Consider the following 22,979-nt stretch of genomic DNA (forward strand, 5'->3'; position numbering starts at 1 on the left):
AAATCGTGTATTGCGTAATTTTTAAATCCGCAGTCATGAAGTATGAAAAAGCCTCGATGATATTTAAGAAATTTAAAAAGTTACAAGTGAGATAAGAATGATGAGGATAAGAAGTGAAAAGTATTAAAAATACATGGAAGTTGTTTGCCCTAGACTGGAAGCGAATATTTAAAAATCCCGTGGCGACTTTTTTAATTGTCGCCCTAATGATAATTCCCTCTTTATATGCTTGGTTTAATATTAAAGCCCTGTGGGACCCCTATGCCAATACTTCGCAACTGCCAATTGCGGTCTATAGTGCAGATAAATCGGCAAGTTTTCAAGATAAAACCATCAATATTGGTGATGAAGTACTGAAAAATTTAAAGAAAAATCACCAATTAGGCTGGAAATTTGTTGATTCCAAAGCAGATTTAGATAAAGGTGTGAAATCTGGAAAATACTATGCTGGAATCTATTTACCAAAGGATTTTTCAAAAGACCTCTTAAGTTTCACCACGGGTGATATTAAAAAACCACAAATTGTTTATTCAATTAACGAAAAAATCAATGCCATCGCTCCCAAAATAACATCAAAAGGAGCCTCTTCTCTACAATCGCAAATTTCTGAAGAGTTTATCAAAACGGCAAGTAGTACCCTTTTAAAAACCTTCAATACAATTGGTTACGATATTGATAAAAACATGGTAAGTATTCAGAAGGTTAAATCAGCGATTTTATCAACTAATGATAATTTAGGAACCATTGATAAATACACTCAACAAGTTGTTGATCTTCATGGAAAAATGCCAGAAATTAAAGAAAAACTGGCAAAAGCTAATGAATTTATCACTTATTTACCAGAAGTAGATGCTTTAGGTCAAAAGGTCATTAAATTAAATGATAAAATGCCAGAAATTGATAAAAGTTTTTCACTCGTTTTGACCCTTCAAGAGAAAATACCTGAGATTCAAAATGCTGGAAAACAAATCTCGATGATTGATGATGACTTTGCGTCAGTAGAAAGTACCATGACTCAAGGTATTCAAGAAGCCAAACAAGGTTTACAAATTATCAATCAAGTCCAAAAATCAATGCCAGACATTAAAAAATTGGGACAAGATGCTGATAGTTTGGGGACTATAACCTTGGATGCGGTGAAAAAAATGCAGAGTGCATTGCCTAGCATTACAAATAGCGTTCAAATAACACTTCAATCAATTCAAGAGTTCTCAAAAAATACTTCATCCGTTATTTCTGTTATTGATCAAGCGATTGCCGATAATCAATTAACTGATGATGAAAAGGAACAAATAAATAGCTTAATTACCAATTTTACTAATAACATTGCTAAACAAAGAGAAGCCATTCAAAATATTGTTGAATATATGAAGCAGGTGCAAGAAAGCAATGGAAATCACGATTTAGATTCTACTATTGAGCAATTAACTAATCTAGATTCGCTCTTGTCAGAACTTAGTACCAGAATGAGTCACCTAAATGACTTAGTGCAAGAGGGTGATGTATCTAAAATTCGAGCTTATCTATCACAAATCAATGATGTAGTAAATAATATTTCTGATTTAATTAATAAAATTGATGTCAGTGAGATTAGTAGTACAATTAATAAAGCTCTAACAACATTGATTAATACCATAACAGACGCTAAAGGTTTATTAAATCAAGCTCAACAAATCGACTTTGATGCCTTACTAAATTCAACAAGTCAAACAGTTTCTAATGCTATTACCATTTTAGAAAAATATCAAGGCGAAATGCCAGCCATTAAACAAGAAATTCATGATGCGAATGTAATGTTAAATGGCAATATGACAACGATTGTTAATGCAATTAATGAAGGAGCTAATCTCTATAAAAATGAGTTTCCTACTCTTAAAACTAAGTTAGGGACTGCTTCTGATTTCTTTAAAAATGATTATGCTGGTGTTCGTAAGGATTTGACAGATACCTTAACAATGGCAAATGAGAAAATGCCTGATGTTGAGTCTGCTTTGAATCAAGCCAACGATTTAATTCAAAATGATTGGCCTGAAATCAAATCAGGAATTCAAAAAGCAGCCATAGCTATTCAAAAAGGTGAAAAAGAAGTTGACTTAGGTGAAATCGTCAAACTCCTAAAATTAGATGCGACCAAAGAAAGTGACTTCCTGACACAACCGGTTGAAGTCCAAGAAAATCAAATCTATCCGATTGCCAATAATGGTTCAGCAAGTACACCTTTCTATACTGCGCTTTGTCTGTGGGTCGGTGCAGTCTTACTTTCAAGTTTGGCAACAACGGAGGTTCACTTATCAGATAAAGATAAAAAACGTTATTCTAAACGTGAACAATTCTTTGCTCGAATGGGAAGTTTCGTAGCCATTGGACTTGCTCAAGCCTTGATTGTAACGCTTGGAAATTATTTTGGTTTAGGAGTAGATGTAAGAGATCCATTCTACAGTGTTCTCTTTGCCTTACTAATATCCATAGCCTTTATGATAATGGTTTATGTTCTGGTCGCCCTGTTTGGCAATGTAGGTAAAGGAATAGCGATTATCATCCTGGTTCTTTCCATTTCTGGTGGTGGTGGGAACTATCCAATCCAAGTTTCTGGAAAATTCTTCCAAGCCATTAATCCTTATTTACCATTTACTCATGCTGTCAACCTTTTACGAGAATCAGCGGGAGGAATTTACTGGCCAAATGCTTGGTTTGCGATAATCATTCTTGTAGCAGTATCAATAGTATTTGTTGCAATAGGTGCCTTCCTCTTCCCACACTTTGAAGATAAAACGAAGAAAATTTCCGAAATCGGAAGCAAGAGTCATTTCTTCCATTAATGTTAAGAAAACTACTGACAGACTGGTCAGTAGTTTTTCTATTATTTATAATCATAATGAGCAAATAGTAAGGGAGAACTTGTGCTATAATATGTCTATGACAAAAGTAAACGAAGAACGTGTACAAGAAATTTTTAATAGTATTTCATCAGATTATGATAAAATGAACGCCATTATCAGTTTTAAACAACATGATTTATGGCGTGCTAAAACAATGAAAAGGATGGGAGATTTAACTGGTCTGTCTATTCTTGATTTGTGTTGTGGAACTGGAGACTGGACTTTTGATTTATCTGAAAGTGTCGGCCCTTCTGGTAAAGTAATTGGTCTTGATTTTTCAGAAAATATGCTCGAAATTGCTAAGGCTAAACTTAAAGAAGAAGCGAAGAAAAACATTGAATTTCTCCAAGGAAATGCAATGGCTTTACCTTTTGAAAATGAAAGTTTTGATGTAGTTACGATTGGTTATGGTCTAAGAAACACACCTGACTATCTTACTGTATTAAAAGAAATTTTTCGTGTGTTAAAACCAGGGGGCAGAGTAGTTTGTATCGAAACTTCACACCCCACATTACCAATTTATAAACAAGCTTTTGAACTTTATTTTAAAAATGTCATGCCCTTTTTTGGTAAAGTTTTTGCCAAATCTTTAAAAGAATATCAATGGCTTCAAAAATCAGCAGAAGATTTTCCAGATGCCAAGACGCTTGAAGAACTTTTTAGAAAAGCTGGCTTTGTTGCCGTAGACTATCAAAAACATGGCGGTGGAGCAATCGCAAGTCATTTTGCCACTAAATCCAAAAAACCTAAATCAAATATTCGTATTGGTAAAAAGTAGTCGGTCAATAAAAAATAAAAATTTCGAGGGAAAAATATGCCTTATAAACGTTATGGGGAAATTTTTAAAAAACTACGAGAACAAAAGAATTTTTCGCTTTCTCATTTTTCAGAAATAGGTATTTCAAAAGCGAGTTTATCAAGATTTGAATTAGGTCAAACCATGATAAGCTTTGAACGCTTGGATAGTGCGCTGCAAGAGATGAATGTGACTTTAGCTGAGTATGAACATTTTATCAATAATTTTTCAATGGATTATAAAGAAGAATTTTTAGAAGATATAATTCTTGCGGATATTGCAGATGACGTCGATAAACTTCATAGTCTCTATTTAGAAGCTATGGAATATGATTCAAAAATGCTAGCTTATTGTGCTAAAAGTCGGTATGAAACACTGACACAAATGGAAGCTGACGATGTGGTTGAATATCTCTATGACGTTGGAGAATGGGGCTATTTTGAACTTTCAATTTTTTATCTGACTTTGGATAGTTTCAGTGAACGAGAAATTATGTATTTGATGAAAGAACTATGGGGGAAGAGTAAACACTTATATGGTGTTTTTAAATATCGCAGAAGAGTTCTTCAATCTTCGTATCGAGCGGTCGTTTTGCTTTCCTCAAAAGGAGCTCGTGACTCAGCTAGAAGTATCTTGCAAAAAAGTTACCCTAAAGATTATTTCTACGACCTCTATGTTGAAAATCTAAGAAATCTGGCACATGGTTTTTATAGCTATTGTTTCAAAGACAAGATAAGCGGTGAAAAGCAAATCAAAAATGCCATTGAAATTTTTGGGCAAGTTGGATATGAAGATTTAGCAGATTATTATCAAAAACGATATCAAAAGCTTTTAGGAAAATTATTAACATAAAAAAGTCTCCAGATTACTTCGTTGCATTTTTGCAATGATTTAAAAAGGAGACTTTTTTTCTGCTAGAATAAAATTAAAGATAAAAGAAAGCGCGCTTGATTATCAAGAAAAAATAAAAAAGGAGGAAATATGTTAAAAAAAGAAAGAGAAATGAGAGAGAAAATTTTGAATCGAATTGAGAAATTGCTACAGGCAGGTTCAAAATTAAACGAAGCAGAAAAGAAAATACTGATGGACTATTATGAACAGATTGAAAAATCTAAAAATATGGAATTTGAACTCGTTCATCTTAGAAATGCCTTGCTTCCTTTGGTGATTTCTTCTCAACATTCTTTAAATGTCTTAAAATTTTACAAGGAACTTCGTTCAGAGCGAAAGGTGACTTGGGGCGAGGGAAGTTCTTTACTGACTGGGATAGCTCAATTTCCAGAAAAAAATGAAAGGAAACACTTATGAAAACAAAACAAATTTATGTAAGTCTTATGACTTCAGCAATCTTGCTATCAGCAGTTACTCCAATAATAGTTAATGCTGATGTCATTAGTTCTAACGGGACAACAGAGCAAGTTTCTAATAGACAAGCTTCAAACACTGATGTACAAGGACAATTTGAACCCTATGTTTCTGTTGAGGATAACCAGTATGTTTTAAATATTCCGGAAAATATTCAGGTTAGCCAAACTGAGATTGAACAAGTAAAACAACAAATTAATGCTGTAAATCAGCAAGTTGAAACGAATAAATTAATTATAAATCCTATCACTAAAGAAATTGTGAATCGTGCCTCTACCCTGAAATCATCGGGATACACCTATGGGAATTTTTGGTGGGGAACTTGCTACTACTTCAGAAGTAATGCAGCAGTTTATCAAATGGACCATGATTTAGATAATTGGGCTATCGGTTCAGGTCTTGTTGGTATATTTGCCCCACCAATTGCTGCTCTGGGTGGTGCTTATTATTTGAAGGTTAAAAGTGATTTAGATTATATGAATAGTATCCACCAAAAGGATTATCTTAATATGGAGGTAAACTGGGTGGGAGTCTATTCAATTTATGTTCCGTAAGGAGGTAGAGTGATGTTTTTAGTTTTATGGCTGGCGATTATCGTCATCTCATTTCTTTTACAAATCTATGTTTGGCCACGAATTCCAAAATCAATTTTTAAGTATAGAGGTTTAGTCTTATCTATTTCTCTCATTATTCTTATTTTTGTTGTAAGAATACCACTAGAAATTACTGCATTGACACTTCCATTTTATTTGATGATGTTTTTCGGGCTCTTTCTTTTTTGGAAAGATAGAAAACTTTAAGTAAATCTGTAGTTAAAAAATTAAAGGTACTCGATTGAGTGCCTTTTTGAGTAAATTTATACAGGTGATGTGTATATTATTAAAAGTACAAAACATAAGGAATCTATTTTATGGTATAATAATCTTGCTTAAAAATTTATTAAAATAAGCGTTAGTAGGGAAGTAGTAATGAAATTAAAAGATATAGAGAAATCAACAAATAAAAATCTTTATCTGCTTTTTCTAAGTGTACTCGTGGGCTTGACTGCGGGTTTTTTGGCCAGTCTTTATCGGTTGGCACTGGAAAAAGCTGAAACTTGGGGCTTGAGTATTTATCGCTTTGTTAGCTCACACATTATTTTTATTCCCCTCCTTATTTTGGGTTTGGCTTTCTTAGCCTTTGTGGTTACTTTCTTTATGAAGAAATATCCGATGAGTTCAGGTTCTGGGATACCACAAGTTAAAGGGCAATTACAGGGTTATTTTAAAAATAATTGGTTCACGACTGCTTTTGCTAAATTTATCGCTGGGACTTTAGCAATGTTTGCAGGTCTATCACTGGGGCGTGAGGGTCCCTCAGTTCAACTTGGGGCTTCAATGGGTCAGATGGTTTCTAGCCGGTTGGCTGAAACTGAACGTCATAAAAGAATTCTAATTGCTTCTGGAGCATCTGCTGGTTTATCTGCTGCTTTCAATGCACCTTTGTCAGGTGTCATGTTTACTTTGGAAGAAGTATTTAAATACTTTTCTCCATTGATTTTATTAACTTGTATGACCTCAGCAATGGTTGCTGATATGGTTGCACGAATAATGTTTGGGAGTGGTCCAGTTTTTCATTTCCAAATTGTTGGTTCAATTGAACTCTCAAATTATTGGCTACTTATTATTTTAGGAATTATTTTAGGACTTTTCGGTGCTTTTTATAACTGGACACTCCTCACAAGTCAAAATTTGATGAAGAAAATAAAGAGTCCATTTCTTCGTGTTTTACTTACTTTTTTAGTGGTTGGGGCAACTGGTTTATTGTTTCCTAATATAATTGGGAGTGGCCATCGTTTAATGGATTCCTTTAGTTTAGAAATGGGATTAGCCTTTCTATGTTTGATTCTCATTGGGAAATATCTGATTTCAATGGTATCTTATTCTTCGGGTGTGCCAGGAGGAATTTTCTTTCCCCTGTTAGTTTTGGGTGCTAGTCTTGGAGCTGTTTTTGCGACAATTGTTATTTCACTTTTTCATCTTCCAAGCCATTTATTTGCCAATCTAGTAATTTTAGCGATGGCTGGGACTTTTACAGCAATTGTTCGAGCACCGATGACTGGAATCCTTCTTTTGGTGGAAATGACTGGTTCATTTGACCATTTACTTCCTCTGGCTCTTGTCTCTTTAATTGCTTATGTCGTTGCTGATTTATTACAATCTGAGCCAATTTATGATTCCTTATTAGACAACATGTTGAAAGAAAAAGAAATTGATGTTGATGATTCGGATAAGCAGATGATGTTTGAAACAATTGTTCAATTTGATTCAGTTGCGGATCGTAAGAAGTTGTCAGAGATACATTTACCAGAAGGATGTTTGCTGGTTTCGGTTCATCGTTCAGGTAAGGATATCATTCCACACGGGAATACTGAATTACAAGCAGGAGATTATTTGACCTTTTTGATTAGACGAGAAGATGAAGTGATTGCTAGAGAACAACTTCGTCAGGTTTTAAATGAAAAATAAAAAAGTGATATTCTATCACTTTTTTTATTTGCTTAAATATTGCCAAAGGATTGATAAAAACAGACTCACAGCATAAGCGCTGTTAAATAGAACCATATTTCTCAGTGAATAAACAAAGCTGCGAGGACTTGGAACTTGACTAGCATGAGATTTTAGATTCTTTCTGATAATTGGAAAAGTGAGTAAACTAAGTAAAGTTGGCCATTCAAATATTCTAAAGATAAATCCAATAATAATAGCTAAATAGGAAGAATACATCAAAAGTTGAAAAAGTTTGATTCCGTTTGGACGACCGATATAATAAACTAATGTGTAACGATGATTTTTTATATCGCTATCTAAATCACGTAAATTATTGGCCAGCATGATGTTTGCAATGGTAAAAATGAGTGGTAAACTTGCAATTATCATGGCGATGGCTGCAAAAATACTACCAGTAAAGCTAAAAGAGTCGTTTGTGAAATCAAGATTTAGGTTAAAAATAGGTGATTGAGCGCTGTTGATTAAGATGATCATTGCAAAAATTCCAAAGCCCATTGTCCCACCAGAAAAAATTTCTCCTAAAGGCATACGTGAAAGTGGAATAGGACCGTAAGTATAGAAAACGCCAATAAAGAAGACGATTCCACCAAGAATAAAGAAAAGCCAGCCAACAAAATAAGCGAGGAGAAATCCTAAAAAAAGGCTCAAAATAAGCATAAACAAGATAATAGAAGCTACCAATCGGGTGGAAAGATTGGCTTGACCAATGATATTTTCTTGCTTTTTATAATCTTCATCTTTGGCTTTTTTGAAATCTTGATAATTGTTAATAGCAGTTACGGTCATATCAAAAAGGAGCATTGCTATTAAAAATAAGAGAGATAGGCCAATATTTATCATTTTAAAATAGCTTAAACTAAAAAGTAAACCAATAATGTAAGGGAAAATACTGGCGATTTTAGTTTTTATTTCGACGAGTTCTAAAAAATTTTTGAGGGACATAATTACTCCTGAAAATATAATTTGAATAAAAACAGCCGTTATTTTACGGCTTTTACTTATTTATTTTTTGAGAAAATAATTCTCTATTTTTTAATCATATTAAAAAAGTTTAAGTAAAAACGTTAACAAATGTTACTCATTTTACTGAAGTGCTTTCATTTCTATTGTAATTATAACTGATTATAGGTTAAGAATCAACATAGACTTGAAGATTATATTTAGTAATCTTTGTTAAGATAAATATAAAATATGCTAATTTTAATTGATTTGGGAACGGTTTAAGCTTCCAATAGTTCGTACTAAAGATACTACAATATGAGAATAAGATTTGAAGGAAAAGGCTTTATAATCACTTTTGTGAGGGATTCTTAGCATTTATTTTAAGGTTCGGTTAAGTAATGGGTAATATAATCATTTCTCATGAGTGGTGGAGAAAATTTACTACTGATGTTAAATTGTTTTTTAACTCACAATAAGTTGTGAGAAATGAATTTTTAAACGTCCATAGCGTGCAATGACGTTAAACTGCTTACGGTAATCCTACACAAGCGTTCGGACTTTATGATGTGTATGGGAAGTAACCATGTTAATAGAAGATAGACTGGATTCAGTTTGAATCCTATGGAATGTTCTTAGTGGCGAAATCGAAAGGTCTAAATGAAATTAAGTAAAGTTGCTATTTCAACGGGATTAGTTGCATCATTCATGTTTATTGGGGGCGGAATCGCTCATGCGGATACACCTAAATCAACTCATGAAGTTGCTATAGAAGTAATTAACGGAAACTACGGAAATGGAGATACTCGTGTCACTAACCTTCAAAGTAAAGGTTTTGATGTGAAAGCAATCCAAACAGAAGTTAATAACATTCTTACAGGAACAACAACTCAAGTTTCTGCAACAACTAAAACTGCTGAAGAACAACCTACTAAAGTTACATCAGTTGCACCAACTCAAGCAACACAAAGTGTTTCTGGTGGGCTTAATATGAGCCAAACTTCTGGACAAGTTGACATCCAAGCTCTTGCTAATTATATGGCATCGAATACAGCTAATGCAGCGGGCTATTCTGCTAGCGAATGGGCTTATATCATTACTCACGAATCAAATGGTGGGATTGATAGTGTGAATTCAAGTTCAGGTGCTTATGGTGCTTTCCAATTGCTAGGTCATGGCGAATATGCTGGAATGACTTTGGCAGAACAAATTGCGATGGCAAGTAAACTTCCTGCTGGTAGCTGGGTTGTTTATAACTAAGCATTGATTAAAACTCGTCTTAAAATCTTTGATAAATAAATCAAACTTAGTGGCTCATAGCAATCAACTCTCAAGTTCGTTTGGGATTGATTGAGTATAAAAAAGAACACCGAATTCGGTGTTCTTTTTTATTAGATGGCCCCTGCCAGAATCGAACTGGCAATCACTGCTTAGGAGGCAGTAGTTATATCCAATTTAACTAAGAGACCAGAGATAAATTACTGACAGGCTTACAAAATATTTCTGTCAGCAACTTTTAATGAGCTTTATTTATTGTCAGCATCAAAAACAATGCCAGCACTTTGACGCATTTGGTATGAAGTTTCTGAAACTTCTTGGGCAAATTGATGTAGGTCATAACTTGCAGCAAAATCATTATTTTCTAAGATTTGGGCAAAGTCAACAGCTTCATCATAAAGAGAGTGTTTTGGAGCTTCAATGTCGATTATAGTTTCTGAACCATCCATAGCAATGAATTTGGCAGAAGTAATCGCATTAACACCATCCAAAATTAAAGTTCCATCAGTAGTATAGATTTCACTAGGAAGATATGAATTCACATTTCCTGCGCATTTAATCGAAACTTTGTAATCTTGATAGTCAAGAATTCCAACACCAGCTAAATCAACGCCTGACGGAAGTAAAACTGCATCATAAGTTGCTTTTTGTGGTTTGCCAAACCAAAAGATTGCAGCATACAAAAGATATACACCAAGATCGGCTAAAAGTCCACCAGAGAATTTTGCATTAAATTTATTAGGGATTTCACCGTTTAAAAGAGCAGGCATTTTTGATGAATATTTTGAATAAGTAAAGTCTGCCCCTTTGACTGTTTTGTCAGCAAGAAAGTCTTTAATAATTGAAAATGAATGTTCATGAATATTTCTGGCTGCTTCAAAGAAGAAGACCTCATTTTCTTTAGCAAGCTTAATAATTTCTGTCAGTTCTTTAGGATTTGAAAAGGCAGGTTTTTCAACAATGACATTATGTCCGGCTAAAATTGCGGCTTTAGCTTGCTCAAAGTGGAGGGCATTTGGACTGGCAATATAGATAATATCAAGTGAAGCTTTAAAAAAATCGTCAAGATTATCGAATTTTTGGATGTCTTTAAAATCGGCAGAAAACTGATCAGCAGATTTGAGCCGACGGGAATAGACTGCAGAAAACTGAAATTTTTCAGTCATATGGGCAGCATCAATAAATGAGCGAGCAATCCAGCTCGTACCAATTACTCCAAGTTTTAGCATCAAATTCTCCTTTATAGGTGGACAGAATCATTCGTTAGAAGATTCTAAAATTCTATTAAAAGCTTGTTCTATTATATCAAATTTTTTCTTAAAGGTCATTGCTCTACTATTGAATTTTCAGTAAATAAATTATAAAAATAAGAATTCCAAAGATTCCATGTCACTTATTAAGAGCTTTTGTCAGTAAAATTAAGAGTTTTTGATGTGAACGCTTAAAAAGTAAAAAAATTGTCAGTTGATGACAAAAAGCTCAAAAATTGTGGTAGAATATATAGAAGAAAATTTGGAGAATTAATTTTGAAGAAAACGTTGATTATTGGTGTCACTGGTGGGTCAGCAAGTGGAAAGACAAGTGTTTCACATGCTATTTTAGAAACTTTTTCAAATGAACGAATTGCAATGATTGAACATGATAGTTACTATAAAGATCAATCGCATTTGACTTTTGAAGAACGGACAAAAACGAACTACGACCATCCATTAGCCTTTGATACAGATTATTTAATTGCTCAATTAAAAGAGCTTCAATATGGACGAGCGGTTGATATTCCGATTTATGATTATGCAAAACATACGCGTTCACAAGAAACTTACCGTCAAGAACCTGTTGATGTTTTAATCGTTGAGGGAATTTTGGTTTTAGAAGATGAACGTTTGCGTGATTTAATGGATATCAAAATATTTGTTGATACAGATGACGATGTGCGGATTATCCGTCGAATTCGCAGAGATATTGAAGAAAGAGGAAGAACTCTTGATTCAGTAATTACACAGTATTTAGATGCTGTTAAGCCAATGTATCATCAATTTATTGAACCCACAAAGAGATATGCAGATGTGATTATTCCTGAAGGGGTATCAAATACTGTTGGGGTTGATATTATTACGACGAAAATCGCTAGCATTTTAAACGACTAAAAAAAGCTGTCTATGACAGTTTTTTTGTTTTTGGATAGTGAATCTCGTGAAAAATTGGAAAAATAAAAAGGCTAATTGTCCTTAAATAGCAATAATGGTAATGCTTACTTTTTTTGTGAAAGTATGATATACTTAATTCGTAACAATTGCAGAAAGGAAATCCGCAACTTAAAGCGGTGGGTTATGAGAAATTTGTAACCAAGGGATTTTGTCAAAATGGAACTTTTTGAATCACTGAAACAAAAAATTAGTGGAAAAGGCTTAAAAATTGTCTTTCCTGAAGGAACTGATGCACGTATTTTAGGTGCTGCAAATCGTCTTAACGCTGACGGACTAATTACACCTGTCTTTATTGGGAATGTAAAAGAAGTCACTGAAACATTGATTTCACGTGGAATTAATCCTGAAGGCTTTGAGATTTATGACCCAGAAAATTGTGGACGTTTTGAAACGATGACGGAAACTTTTGTGGAACGTCGTAAAGGTAAAGTTACAGAAGAACAAGCAAAAGAGCTCTTGAAAGACCCAAATTATTTTGGAACGATGCTTGTTTATATGAAAATTGCTGACGGAATGGTTTCTGGCGCAATTCATTCAACTGCTGATACTGTTCGTCCGGCCCTTCAAATCATTAAAACGAAACCAGGAGTAAAATCTGTTTCTGGTGCTTTTATTATGGTTCGTGGTCGTGATGACAATGAAAAATATATTTTTGGTGACTGTGCGATTAACATCAAACCAGATGCACCAACTCTTGCCGATATTGCTGTAGCTTCAGCCGAAACAGCAGCACTCTTTGATATTGACCCCAAAGTTGCCATGCTTTCATTCTCAACTAAAGGTTCTGGAAAATCAGAAGATGTTGATAATGTAGTAGAAGCGACAAAACTTGTTAAAGAAGATTACCCTGAAATTGAAATTGATGGTGAACTTCAATTTGACGCTGCTTTTGTTCCAGCGGTGGCTCGTCAAAAAGCACCAGATTCAACTGTTGCTGGTCGTGCCAATGTCTTTATCTTCCCTGATATTCAATCAGGAAATATTGGATATAAAATTGCTCAACGATTGGGTAATTTTGAAGCGATTGGGCCAATTTTGCAAGGTTTGAACGCACCTGTTTCTGACCTTTCTCGTGGAAGTAACGAAGAAGATGTCTATAAACTTGCAATTATCACAGCTGCCCAAGCTTTAAAATAAATAATGATATTCTGTCAGTAAATTTGTAAATGAATAATTACTGACAAGTCTGTCATTAATCCGCCATTTGAGGCGGATTTTTTTGTTGGTCTAAAAATGTTATAATTAAAGAATCAAAAAGGAAATGAGAAAAAATGAGAAAATCAAAAATTTTTGCTCTAGTAGGGTCGATTATTTTTTCAATTTTGGCACTTGTTGGGCTAATTAGTTTTTGGGCCATTATTTATATGCCAGAGAATTCAGAAATTATGACAGAACTTCAAGATTCAGGATTTGATAAGCAATTATTATCTACCGCAGCAATGATTGCAGCTCTGATTTTAATCGCTTTACTAGCTTTAAATTGGGTGGCTTTTGCAAGATTGACAAAAGAAAAAGGTTGGGGAATTTATTTCTTAGTTGTTGGTATCTTTTATTGTGTAGCCTCTGTTTTTAACGGTGTTGGCTTAATTTTGACCTTACCAGTTGCCCTCTGTTTCATTCTTGCTTATGTCTATCGAAGACGAGAAGTCCTTGAAAATAAATAAAAAAAATACTGACAGACTTTCTGTCAGTAATTTTTTATTAGACTTTACATGATGCCCCAATGATTAAAAGCATTGATGATTCCGTGGTTAGTATTTTCTGTAGAAATAAAATCGGCTAACTCTTTTAATTCAGGAACAGCATTTCCCATTGCCGTTCTGTGGTCAGCTGCTTTGAATAAATCTAAGTCATTGCGACCATCACCAAAGGCAAAAGTTTGACCAGTGAAATTTAGCACCTCTTTGACATGATTAATTCCTGTCCCTTTGTTAGTTGTGCTGTTTGTAACATCAATCGAACTTGGAGAGTTCATGAAAAAGTTAAGTTCAGGAACGCGTTCTTTATAATAATCAACTTGACTGAGTTGATTGGTCAAAACCAAAAGCATATTGACTTCCTGAGAGAGGTAACGTCTAGCATCTGCCTGTGGCATTGGCATATGAGTGTAAGCATAAGCGGTTTTAGCTAAGTCAGTTAATTCACTCACCCAATAACCTTGACTGTCATAAAAAGAAAGAGCTTCTGAGTGAGGACTTGCTGCCTCAAGTAATTTTTCAACACTACTTGTCGGAATTTCTTCTTTATATATTGTTTCACCATCTAAAACAATATACTGTCCGTTCATGGCAACCGCTCCACTAATCCCAGTTAAACTCATGATTTCATCAAGTTCAAAATGTCCACGGCCAGTAGCAATGAAAGGTAAAACACCATTTTCGCGAATCCGATGAATTCCTTCAATAACTTCTTGGTCAAGTTTACTTTGACTGTTAAGCAACGTTCCGTCTAAATCGAAGAAGGCTAAAGCCTTATAATCATTGATATTTTCCATAATTTTATTGTATCAAATTTATGATATAATTGTAAGTGGAATTATCCATTCTTTTATAAAGAATTTAAATGACTGACAGAACTGTCAGTTTGTGTTAACTATAAAAATAAATAAATATAATTAATATTATTTTACTGACAAACCTGTCAATATTATTAAAAATGAGTGAAAGTAAAAAAATGCCTGCAAAGAAAAAAACAACCAGAAGAAATACTAAAAAAGAACAACAGAAAAAGGCCGCAACACGCAAAATGATTGCTTTTTTTGTTGGGCTTCTTTTAATCTTATTTGCGCTTGCTCGCCTAGGAATTGTCGGAGTCTTACTTTATAACATTGTCCGCTTGTTTGTTGGTTCTCTTGCGATTGTTTTTCTTCTCTTGCTTGCTGGACTAATGATTATTTCCGTCTTTCGTAAGCAAGTTTTAAAAGAAAATAAAAGAATTACTCCAGCCATTATTTTAACTTTTATCGGCCTAATGTTTGTCTTTCAAATTCGACTTCATCAAGGATTTAATGAAACTTTTCATCTTATCTGGTCTGATTTAATGGCTGGCCGTGTCATTCATTTTGTCGGCTCAGGTGTTATTGGAGCATTAATCACCGAGCCTGCTAAAGCCTTGTTTTCAGTCATTGGTGTCTATATTATTGCTGCAGTACTTTGGTTAGTTGCTATTTATCTTATGATTCCAGGACTTTTCCCTAAAATGCGTGAAGATTTACATCAACGTTTAGCGAAATGGAAAGAAAAGCATGCCGAAAAAGCAGAAGCTAAAAAAGCAGCGAAAGCACTTGCTGAGCTAGAAAAAAAACAAGCTGTAGCAGAAAGAGAAGAGCTTCCAGAGGCAGCAGAAAATTCATTATTTACCTCAGCACCTACTGAAATTCCAATTAATATACCAGAAGCGCCTTTTGAAGAAAATGAAACTGAAACTGAAAGTCCAGTTTTAGCAGAAGTTTCTCTTGATGATGAACCTGTCAATTTTTCAAATACTAATAACTATAACGGTAACTATAAATTACCAACCATTGATTTACTGGCAGAAGTTCCTGTCAAAAATCAATCAGGCGAACGTGAGAATGTTCGTAAAAATATTGGTATTTTAGAAGAAACTTTCAAATCTTTTGGGATTGGTGCCAATGTTGAATCGGCAGTCGTTGGTCCATCAATTACAAAATATGAAATCAAATTAGCGACTGGAACAAAAGTTTCACGCGTTGTTAATTTATCAGATGATTTAGCATTAGCCTTAGCTGCTAAAGATATCCGAATTGAAGCACCAATTCCTGGGAAATCTTTAGTCGGCGTCGAAATTCCTAATGCCGAAGTTGCAATGGTTGGTTTCCGCGAAATGTGGGAGGCTGGCAAAACTAATCCAAGCAAATTGTTAGAAATTCCTCTTGGTAAATCATTAGATGGTGGAATTCGCACATTTGATTTAACAAGAATGCCTCACTTATTGGTTGCAGGTTCAACTGGTTCAGGTAAATCAGTGGCGGTAAATGGTATTATTACTTCAATTTTGATGAAAGCTTTGCCTAGTCAAGTGAAGTTTCTGATGGTTGACCCTAAAATGGTCGAACTTTCTGTTTACAATGATATTCCTCATCTATTGATTCCAGTCGTAACAAATCCACGTAAAGCTTCACGTGCCCTTCAAAAAGTTGTTGACCAAATGGAAGAACGCTATGAACTCTTTAGTCGTTATGGCGTCCGTAACATTGCTGGCTATAATGAAAAAGTACAAAGATATAATGCAGAATCAGATGAAAAAATGCTTGAACTTCCTCTGATTGTAGTCATTGTTGATGAATTAGCCGATTTAATGATGGTTGCCAGTAAAGAAGTGGAAGATGCAATTATTCGTTTGGGACAAAAAGCTCGAGCAGCAGGGATTCATATGATTCTTGCGACACAACGTCCATCTGTTGATGTCATTTCTGGACTAATTAAAGCAAATGTTCCTTCAAGAATTGCCTTTGCTGTTTCATCTGGAACAGATTCACGAACAATTTTAGATACTAATGGGGCTGAAAAATTACTAGGTCGTGGGGATATGCTCTTTAAACCTATTGATGAAAATCATCCGATTCGTTTGCAAGGGGCTTTCTTATCTGACGATGATGTCGAATCTGTTGTGACCTTTATTAAAGACCAATCAGAAGCTCAATATGACGAAAGCTTTGACCCTGGTGAGGTAGATGAGAGTCAAGTTGGTACGGGCGCTTCAAATACAGGATCTGGTGACCCCTTATTTGAAGAAGCACGAAATATGGTTATTATGGCTCAAAAAGCTTCAACGGCTCAATTGCAACGGGCTTTAAAAGTTGGATTCAATCGCGCCTCTGACTTGATGAATGAGTTGGAAGCGCAGGGAATTGTTGGTCCTGCTAAAGGAACGACTCCTCGTAAAGTCCTTGTTAGTCCAGATGGAGAATTTATTGGAGGAGTAGAAGAGTGAGTGAAGAACTATATTATCGTCACTATTTTCTACAAATCTATGAAATCTTACGAGAAGATGAACAAAATAAAAAACTTTCAATCAAGGAAAAAAATGTTTTAGCTGATGCTTTGGTTTTAAATGAACGCAAAGAACCAGTTTTACAAATATTAGGCCAGCTTTATATGCGCTTAGAATTTTGGAATCGGCCTGCTGATGATGAGATTTTAAAAGGCGGCATGAAAGCCCCAGTCAGAACACTTTATGAAGAATTAAAGGCAGATAAAAATATCACTTCTTCACAAAAATTTATTCCAGGAGTTGAAGCGTATCGACCGATTACATGGAATGATGCTTTGTATGGAAATAAAATGACCGAAGATGATGGCTTTATCGGTGGGGGCTATGTCACTTTTGACTCTAATGAAAAATATAAATCAATGGAAGAGAGAATAGCCGTACCTGATAATGAAATTGTTAGAAATGCAAAATCAAGTTTTGCTAAACTCTTTCAAGTTGGTTGTTTAGGTTTTGCTCTGCTCATCCTGCTCCTTGTTCTCTTGGGGTTTGCTTTAAAAATGGTAACGAGGTAGTTAAAAATGACAGTATTTGATGAATTTAATGAAATCAAAAGAAAAGGACTCCCTCAAATTTTAGTAATTTTTGGTGAGTCAAGGGAACTAGTTGGAGAATTGAAAAATCAACTCTTAACAGAGGTTAATTTCGAGCCAACGGATTTGAGTCAGACTTATTATGACTTAACTCCTAGTAATAGCGATTTAGCCCTTGAAGATTTGGAATCTCTCCCTTTTTTCTCAGATTCTCGGTTGGTAATCCTGGAAAACTTGGTTAATTTAACAACGGCTAAAAAAAGTGTTTTAGATGAAAAACAGTTGAAGCGCTTTGAAAATTTTTTAGATGATCCGCCGGAAACTACGCAACTTGTTTTAATCCTTTATGGAAAATTGGACAGTCGTCTTAAAGTTGTTAAAAAATTAAAAGCTAAAGCAGCTTTGCTTGAAGCACAAGAATTAAAGAGTCAAGAATTAATTCAATATTTTAGTCGAATAAGCCCTTTACCAAAGGCAGTTTTGAGTTTAATTGCCGCTAAATCAAATGATAATTTTTCAGTAATGAAGCAAAATATTGACCTCGTTCAAACTTATGCACTAGGGCGAGAAGTGACACTTGATGATGTGGAAAAAGTCGTCCCAAAATCGCTACAAGATAATATTTTTGCCTTAACTGATTTAATTTTTAAAGGAAAAATTGATGAGGCGCGTGATTTAGTACATGATTTGACCTTGCAAGGGGAAGATTTAATTAAAATATTAGCTATTTTGACAAATTCTTATCGTTTGTATTTACAAGTCAAACTTTTCCAAGCCAAGGGTTGGCAAGAAAATCAACAAGTTGCCTTTTTAAAAATGCACCCTTATCCTGTAAAATTGGCCAATCAATTGGTTAGAAAATTAAACGTTAAATCCTTAAAAAATGGACTTTCTGATTTAATTAAACTTGATTTTGATATAAAAACAAGTGCAGCTGATAAATCCTATCTTTTTGATATCACTTTAATCAGGTTGACCTTGAAAAAAAACTGAAAATCTGTTATCATAAATAATGGACATTTTATAATGATGATGAAGAGGTAAAAATGCCGACATTTAAATTTACGCCTAAAGATATCTATGAAGCAGACTTCTCTACAAAGATGCGTGGTTACGATAAAGAAGAAGTCGATGAACTCCTTGATGACGTTATTGCTGATTATGAAACTTATCAGACTGAAAACTTGCGTCTTCAAGAGGAAAATGAGTTTTTGAAGAAAAAGATTGCTGAATTAGAAATGCAAGTTTCTAAACCAAATCAAGCAAATCTTGATGATACACAACGCTTTGACCCTAACCAAATTCTTCAAGCACGTTCAAGTAAACCAAAAGTGGAAATGCGTAATCCAAGTAATTTTGATTTACTCAAACGAATTAATCGTTTAGAACAAGCTGTATTTGGACCTAACGGCATTGCTAGTGAAAACAACTAAGAAAATATAAAATTGAAATGTTTTATGTTCTGCATTAGGTTTAGCAATGAACCTTTTTGCAAACTTCACAAGATGTGAAGGCAAAGATTTTGGTAAATGAACTTTATTGTTCTGCTTAATTTTTGATAGAAACAGTTTTCGGATAATCGCGCGATTTTTTTGTAAATCGTGAGGAAAGTCCATGCTCGCGCGTTGCTGAGATGCACGCAGTGATTGTGCTAGGTCAAACAATAAACCTAGGTAGGAGCGTCATGCCTAACGGCTGGCCAAAACGCTAAGTCTTTTGATATGCGTGAGTAGCCTGTAAAAGTGCCATAGAGACGAGTCTTAGAGGAAACTCTAAGAATGGAACGTGGTAAACCCCTCAAGCGAGCAACCCAAACTTATGGTCGGGGCACTTGACTAGCCAAAATGAAGGCGTGGTCGAGGCTGAAATTAAGAATTTTGGCAGACAGATGATTATCGAAGGGGAGATTCACGAATGTGAATTGAACTGGAACAAAACATGGCTTATAGAAAACTGTATGACACAGGCTGGGGCTTTTAGCCTCGGCTTTTTTTGATAAATAGTGTTTAATTGAAATAGATAGAATTATCTCTGTTCATTTTATGCAGAGAATGGAAAGTTAAAAAATGCAAAAGAAATTCAAGTTATTAGCAACTTCTTCAAGTGGTTTAGAGAGTTTAGTTGCTCGCGAACTTCGTAATCTGGAAATTGAAAATGTTTCGATTGACGACCGTTCACGTGTCTTCTTTGAGGGAAATTTGGCAACAATTGCTAAGGCGAATCTTTGGTTAAGAACGGCTGACCGTGTAAAAATTGTAGTTGGGGAATTTAAAGCTAGAACATTTGATGAATTGTTTGAAAATGTTTATGCGCTTCCCTGGGCAGAGCTCATTCCTTTTGGAAGCCAATTTCCTGTCAGCAAAGCTAAAGCGGTGAAATCAACTTTACATAATGAGCCGTCAATTCAAAGTATCACTAAAAAAGCGATTGTCAAAAAATTACAGACGACATATCATCGTCCTGAAGGTGTTCCAATTCCTGAAAATGGAGCTAAATTTTCAATTGAGATTGCTTTACATAAAGATATGGCAACTGTATTGATTGATACGACTGGCGATTCTTTATTTAAACGAGGCTATCGTTCAGAAAAAGGAGAAGCTCCTTTGAAAGAAAATATGGCAGCTTCGATTATTTTATTAACCAATTGGTTAGCAAATCCTCGTCGTGCTTTTGTTGATCCTACTTGTGGTTCTGGAACATTTACAATTGAAGCAGCAATGCTGGCTTTAAATATGGCACCAGGAATGAATCGTCCATTTGCTTTTACTGCATGGCCTTGGTTTGATGAAGAAATTTTGAAACAAGAAAAAGCTTTGGCCAAAAAACAAATTCGTACAGATTTAGAATTGGATATTCAAGGTTTTGACATTGATGGAAAAATGATTGAAATTGCAAAACATAATGCACTTGCGGCAGGCCTTTCAGATGTGATAAAATATAAGCAAATGCGACTTCAAGATTTTAGAACTGATAAGCTTGACGGTGTCTTAGTTTCTAACCCGCCTTATGGGGTGCGTTTGGAAGATGAAGAAGCTGTTGCAGCTCTTTATGGTGAAATGGGTAAAACTTTTGCGCCACTAGAAACTTGGAGTAAATACATTTTGACGAGTGATGTCGCTTTTGAAAAGCATTATGGGGCAAAAGCAACTAAAAAACGCAAACTATATAACGGAACACTTAGAACAGATTTGTATATGTATTTCGGAAAACGTATGAAATAAATTTTACTGACAGAACAAAAAGCTATTACTAAAACAAAAAAATTTTAGTGATGACGGCTGTCAGTAAAAATTCAGACGAGTTTGAGCAACTCTCGTTGTCTGATTCACCATTTTATTGGAATTGTGGGAATCTTATTCGGAGGAAAAATGTCAAACAAAAATAAAAAAAATAGAAACAAAAACAAAAATAATAACAATAATAAACCAAAAAATGAGCAACAAATTGGTGAAAAAACTTTGAAACTTCAAGATTTACAAGATTTTACCGTAGGGCAAATTGTTGCAGAATCAAAACGTGTTGATAAAGAAAATGAAGAAAATGAGTCTGTTTTAGATAAATATATTCGTCAGCACCGTGGAGAAATTGAAGAAGCTAAAAGTAAAAATTTGGACGAATTCATTCAGGCAGAACGTACAAATATAGAAGTTCCGGTTGAAGAAGATAAAGAAGCTAAGTCAGAAAAACTTCAAGAAGTTTCCAAAGAGGAAATCGACGAGAATGATGAATTAGCAGCTTCAAAAATTGAAACTGAAAAAGTTACTGACAGTTCTGATTCTGATTTGTCAGCAGAAAATAAAGACTTAGAAGTTGCTGACAAGGAAAGCGAAGAAACTAAAAAATCAAAAAATGATTTAGTTTTAGATCCAGTTGTGATGGTCGACGCTCCTGTCAGTACTTTGCCAGAGCAAAAAGAAGCTCCGCAAGTTGAAGAAGTCAAGAAAACTGAACCAACTGACGAAGAAGAAGCCGAAAGTCCACAAGATGAGAAGGTAGTTGCTGCACCAGTTATGATGTCAGCAAACGAAGTTCCAATGGACGAGCCAAGTGAACCAGAAATTTCTGAAACTGACACTAAAACTGATTCAATAATTGACGAAAAATCAGAAGTTGAACCAAAAGTAACAGAAGAACCAGCAGAAGAAATTAAATCTGATTCAAAAGAAGATTCTACTGAAAATAATCAAGCCCTTGAATCGGGAGCTGAGGAAAAAGTGACAGATTCACCAAAAGAGACAAAAAGTGATATTCCTGATAAAGTTATTACTGCTGAATCAGTTTCACCTCACTTACTAGCTGAAACAACATCCTTTAAAGCAGATAAAGTAGAAGAAAATGCGGCAAAAATTACTGACGAAAAGTCAAAAAATCGTAAAAAACCAATCATTATTGGTCTATGTGCAATTGTTTTAATTGCAGCTGGAGCGATTGGATTTGCCCAATATAATAGTCATCAAAAAGGGAAAACGGTTCAAACTTATCAAAGCAGTCAGAGTGATTTAGATAAATATCAGAAACAATACGATGCTTTTTTCACTGACAAATCACATACTATTTTGAGAAATAGTCAATTTAGCAAGTTATCAGCTCTTGAAACTTTAGTTGATGCTCACAAAAATTCCATGGCATGGTCAAATGCAGTTTCTGATACAGAAAGCCTAAAAGACCAAATTAATGCGATTAAGAAAGTGAATGCTCTCTTTACTAGCGCAGCAATTACTGACGGAAAACTTGATTCATCAGCTAAAATAGTGGCAAATGTAAAAGTTCCAGAAACTCCTAAAACAACCAATGAAACCCTGAATAAATTACTGACACAAGCCATTGATTTAGCTAAGAGCCAAGTTGCTAAGGAAAGTTCAGCTAAAGCGTCTGCAAGTGCAGCAGAAGCCAAAGCGAATCAAGGAGCTACTAGCCAAAGTTCTACATCAAGTACAGCTAGTCAAAGCAATTCTACGACGACTCCTTCGTCAGCAGCTTCAGCAGGTTCAAGTACAAATGCCAGCACAAGTAGTAATGCTAATGGTTTGAGTAGCAACGGAGTTAATTTAGAAGTATCAGCAGCACGTGTCCAACCTCAAGCTGGAGTCAACACGAATGATCCTGCTTTCACATGGGGAGCTGGAATTAAAGAAATGGTTCTGAATAAAGCCCGTGAACGCGGCTATATTACAGGAGATAATTATATTTTAGTTCCAACAGCGATTCATACAACCAATGGTTCCCAAGGTTTCCCAGCCGGAATTGTTAGTGGTTATTACAATCTTTATGCACCAGATGGTCGGTATTTAGTATCAATCAATGCTAAAACAGGTTTCTTTGTTGGTAATGGTTCTGGTCATGCTGATAACTTAGATTATGACGCATAGAAAATAAAAAATAATCATCATTTTGATGATTATTTTTTTTACTGACAGAAACCT

20 protein-coding genes, 1 tRNA gene and 1 other RNA gene are annotated in these 22,979 nt (G+C 34.8%); 18 read left to right on the forward strand and 4 right to left on the reverse strand.

Translation table 11 applies throughout. The annotated features are described in order from the left end of the window. The first annotated feature begins 113 nt into the window (after positions 1-113). The 7 genes from PYW37_RS03855 to PYW37_RS03885 all read left to right on the forward strand — a co-directional run bounded on the left by PYW37_RS03855 (position 114) and on the right by PYW37_RS03885 (position 7,547). Positions 114-2,819 carry a YhgE/Pip domain-containing protein gene (locus PYW37_RS03855; protein WP_023189693.1) on the forward strand — a complete coding sequence of 902 codons (2,706 nt, stop codon included), beginning with the start codon at positions 114-116 and terminating at the stop codon, positions 2,817-2,819. 97 nt (positions 2,820-2,916) lie between these two features. Next, a complete protein-coding gene (locus PYW37_RS03860; protein WP_025016941.1) occupies positions 2,917-3,657 on the forward strand; it encodes a demethylmenaquinone methyltransferase in 741 nt (246 codons plus the stop codon). Between the two features lie 36 nt (positions 3,658-3,693). Further along, positions 3,694-4,527 (forward strand): XRE/MutR family transcriptional regulator, encoded by an 834-nt coding sequence (locus PYW37_RS03865; protein WP_023189691.1) that lies wholly within the window; start codon positions 3,694-3,696, stop codon positions 4,525-4,527. Positions 4,528-4,656: 129 nt separating this feature from the next. Further along, entirely contained in the window at positions 4,657-4,983 is a 327-nt protein-coding gene (locus tag PYW37_RS03870; protein WP_017864849.1) for a bacteriocin immunity family protein, read from the forward strand. Further along, positions 4,980-5,594 carry a hypothetical protein gene (locus tag PYW37_RS03875; RefSeq protein WP_017864848.1) on the forward strand — a complete coding sequence of 205 codons (615 nt, stop codon included), beginning with the start codon at positions 4,980-4,982 and terminating at the stop codon, positions 5,592-5,594. The genes PYW37_RS03870 and PYW37_RS03875 overlap by 4 nt, the downstream gene beginning before the upstream one ends. A gap of 12 nt (positions 5,595-5,606) precedes the next feature. Next, positions 5,607-5,840, forward strand: a complete 234-nt coding sequence (locus PYW37_RS03880) for a hypothetical protein (protein ID WP_017864847.1) — start codon at positions 5,607-5,609, stop codon at positions 5,838-5,840. A 168-nt stretch (positions 5,841-6,008) separates the two neighbouring features. After that, complete coding sequence (locus PYW37_RS03885) at positions 6,009-7,547, forward strand: ClC family H(+)/Cl(-) exchange transporter (RefSeq protein WP_023189689.1); 1,539 nt, start codon at positions 6,009-6,011, stop codon at positions 7,545-7,547. Positions 7,548-7,571: 24 nt separating this feature from the next. Here the strand turns inward: PYW37_RS03885 and menA are convergent, their stop codons facing one another. Beyond that, positions 7,572-8,531 (reverse strand): 1,4-dihydroxy-2-naphthoate polyprenyltransferase, encoded by a 960-nt coding sequence (menA, locus tag PYW37_RS03890; RefSeq protein WP_003130349.1) that lies wholly within the window; start codon positions 8,529-8,531, stop codon positions 7,572-7,574. 657 nt (positions 8,532-9,188) lie between these two features. Here menA and PYW37_RS03895 point away from each other — a divergent pair. Beyond that, a complete protein-coding gene (locus tag PYW37_RS03895) occupies positions 9,189-9,788 on the forward strand; it encodes a transglycosylase (protein ID WP_003130347.1) in 600 nt (199 codons plus the stop codon). 136 nt (positions 9,789-9,924) lie between these two features. Here PYW37_RS03895 and PYW37_RS03900 read toward each other — a convergent pair. Then, positions 9,925-9,997, reverse strand: a tRNA-Arg gene (locus tag PYW37_RS03900). A 57-nt stretch (positions 9,998-10,054) separates the two neighbouring features. Continuing rightward, positions 10,055-11,035 (reverse strand): Gfo/Idh/MocA family protein, encoded by a 981-nt coding sequence (locus PYW37_RS03905; protein WP_017864844.1) that lies wholly within the window; start codon positions 11,033-11,035, stop codon positions 10,055-10,057. A gap of 297 nt (positions 11,036-11,332) precedes the next feature. Between PYW37_RS03905 and udk the strand changes: the two genes are divergently transcribed. The 3 genes from udk (at position 11,333) to PYW37_RS03920 (ending at position 13,677) form a co-directional block, all read left to right on the forward strand. After that, positions 11,333-11,953 (forward strand): uridine kinase, encoded by a 621-nt coding sequence (gene udk, locus PYW37_RS03910; protein ID WP_010906081.1) that lies wholly within the window; start codon positions 11,333-11,335, stop codon positions 11,951-11,953. A 216-nt stretch (positions 11,954-12,169) separates the two neighbouring features. Next, positions 12,170-13,150: a phosphate acetyltransferase gene (gene pta / locus PYW37_RS03915; protein ID WP_023189688.1), complete on the forward strand. Its 981-nt coding sequence runs from the start codon at positions 12,170-12,172 to the stop codon at positions 13,148-13,150. Between the two features lie 134 nt (positions 13,151-13,284). Continuing rightward, the gene (locus PYW37_RS03920; RefSeq protein ID WP_003130340.1) at positions 13,285-13,677 is read left to right on the forward strand and encodes a hypothetical protein; all 393 of its coding nucleotides are present in this window, start codon (positions 13,285-13,287) and stop codon (positions 13,675-13,677) included. Positions 13,678-13,721: 44 nt separating this feature from the next. Here the strand turns inward: PYW37_RS03920 and PYW37_RS03925 are convergent, their stop codons facing one another. Continuing rightward, positions 13,722-14,507 carry a Cof-type HAD-IIB family hydrolase gene (locus tag PYW37_RS03925; RefSeq protein WP_003129459.1) on the reverse strand — a complete coding sequence of 262 codons (786 nt, stop codon included), beginning with the start codon at positions 14,505-14,507 and terminating at the stop codon, positions 13,722-13,724. Positions 14,508-14,668: 161 nt separating this feature from the next. Between PYW37_RS03925 and PYW37_RS03930 the strand changes: the two genes are divergently transcribed. The 7 genes from PYW37_RS03930 (at position 14,669) to PYW37_RS03960 (ending at position 22,925) form a co-directional block, all read left to right on the forward strand. After that, the gene (locus PYW37_RS03930; RefSeq protein WP_023189685.1) at positions 14,669-16,966 is read left to right on the forward strand and encodes an FtsK/SpoIIIE family DNA translocase; all 2,298 of its coding nucleotides are present in this window, start codon (positions 14,669-14,671) and stop codon (positions 16,964-16,966) included. Then, the gene (locus tag PYW37_RS03935; RefSeq protein ID WP_012898252.1) at positions 16,963-17,538 is read left to right on the forward strand and encodes a hypothetical protein; all 576 of its coding nucleotides are present in this window, start codon (positions 16,963-16,965) and stop codon (positions 17,536-17,538) included. Before PYW37_RS03930 ends, PYW37_RS03935 begins: the two co-directional genes overlap by 4 nt. A 6-nt stretch (positions 17,539-17,544) precedes the next feature. Continuing rightward, complete coding sequence (gene holA / locus PYW37_RS03940) at positions 17,545-18,549, forward strand: DNA polymerase III subunit delta (RefSeq protein ID WP_044009704.1); 1,005 nt, start codon at positions 17,545-17,547, stop codon at positions 18,547-18,549. Between the two features lie 53 nt (positions 18,550-18,602). Beyond that, positions 18,603-18,989 (forward strand): cell division regulator GpsB, encoded by a 387-nt coding sequence (gene gpsB, locus PYW37_RS03945; protein ID WP_003129453.1) that lies wholly within the window; start codon positions 18,603-18,605, stop codon positions 18,987-18,989. Positions 18,990-19,123: 134 nt separating this feature from the next. Then, positions 19,124-19,507: RNase P RNA component class B (gene rnpB / locus PYW37_RS03950), an RNA gene on the forward strand. Positions 19,508-19,622: 115 nt separating this feature from the next. Continuing rightward, positions 19,623-20,777, forward strand: coding sequence for a THUMP domain-containing class I SAM-dependent RNA methyltransferase (locus PYW37_RS03955; protein WP_003129451.1), 1,155 nt, complete (start codon positions 19,623-19,625; stop codon positions 20,775-20,777). 147 nt (positions 20,778-20,924) lie between these two features. Then, positions 20,925-22,925, forward strand: coding sequence for a cell division site-positioning protein MapZ family protein (locus PYW37_RS03960; RefSeq protein WP_025017027.1), 2,001 nt, complete (start codon positions 20,925-20,927; stop codon positions 22,923-22,925). Positions 22,926-22,979: the final 54 nt, after the last annotated feature.

Origin of the sequence: Lactococcus lactis (genome assembly GCF_029023865.1) — a bacterium.
GTDB classification, from domain to species: Bacteria; Bacillota; Bacilli; order Lactobacillales; family Streptococcaceae; genus Lactococcus; species Lactococcus lactis.

Coding starts and splice junctions, on each gene's coding strand:
- PYW37_RS03860 (WP_025016941.1), top strand. CDS start 2,917: ATGACAAAAGTAAACGAAGAACGTGTACAAGAAATTTTTAATAGTATT.
- PYW37_RS03865 (WP_023189691.1), top strand. CDS start 3,694: ATGCCTTATAAACGTTATGGGGAAATTTTTAAAAAACTACGAGAACAA.
- PYW37_RS03870 (WP_017864849.1), top strand. CDS start 4,657: ATGTTAAAAAAAGAAAGAGAAATGAGAGAGAAAATTTTGAATCGAATT.
- PYW37_RS03875 (WP_017864848.1), top strand. CDS start 4,980: ATGAAAACAAAACAAATTTATGTAAGTCTTATGACTTCAGCAATCTTG.
- PYW37_RS03880 (WP_017864847.1), top strand. CDS start 5,607: ATGTTTTTAGTTTTATGGCTGGCGATTATCGTCATCTCATTTCTTTTA.
- PYW37_RS03885 (WP_023189689.1), top strand. CDS start 6,009: ATGAAATTAAAAGATATAGAGAAATCAACAAATAAAAATCTTTATCTG.
- menA (WP_003130349.1), bottom strand. CDS start 8,531: ATGTCCCTCAAAAATTTTTTAGAACTCGTCGAAATAAAAACTAAAATC.
- PYW37_RS03895 (WP_003130347.1), top strand. CDS start 9,189: ATGAAATTAAGTAAAGTTGCTATTTCAACGGGATTAGTTGCATCATTC.
- PYW37_RS03905 (WP_017864844.1), bottom strand. CDS start 11,035: ATGCTAAAACTTGGAGTAATTGGTACGAGCTGGATTGCTCGCTCATTT.
- pta (WP_023189688.1), top strand. CDS start 12,170: ATGGAACTTTTTGAATCACTGAAACAAAAAATTAGTGGAAAAGGCTTA.
- PYW37_RS03920 (WP_003130340.1), top strand. CDS start 13,285: ATGAGAAAATCAAAAATTTTTGCTCTAGTAGGGTCGATTATTTTTTCA.
- PYW37_RS03925 (WP_003129459.1), bottom strand. CDS start 14,507: ATGGAAAATATCAATGATTATAAGGCTTTAGCCTTCTTCGATTTAGAC.
- PYW37_RS03930 (WP_023189685.1), top strand. CDS start 14,669: ATGAGTGAAAGTAAAAAAATGCCTGCAAAGAAAAAAACAACCAGAAGA.
- holA (WP_044009704.1), top strand. CDS start 17,545: ATGACAGTATTTGATGAATTTAATGAAATCAAAAGAAAAGGACTCCCT.
- gpsB (WP_003129453.1), top strand. CDS start 18,603: ATGCCGACATTTAAATTTACGCCTAAAGATATCTATGAAGCAGACTTC.
- PYW37_RS03955 (WP_003129451.1), top strand. CDS start 19,623: ATGCAAAAGAAATTCAAGTTATTAGCAACTTCTTCAAGTGGTTTAGAG.
- PYW37_RS03960 (WP_025017027.1), top strand. CDS start 20,925: ATGTCAAACAAAAATAAAAAAAATAGAAACAAAAACAAAAATAATAAC.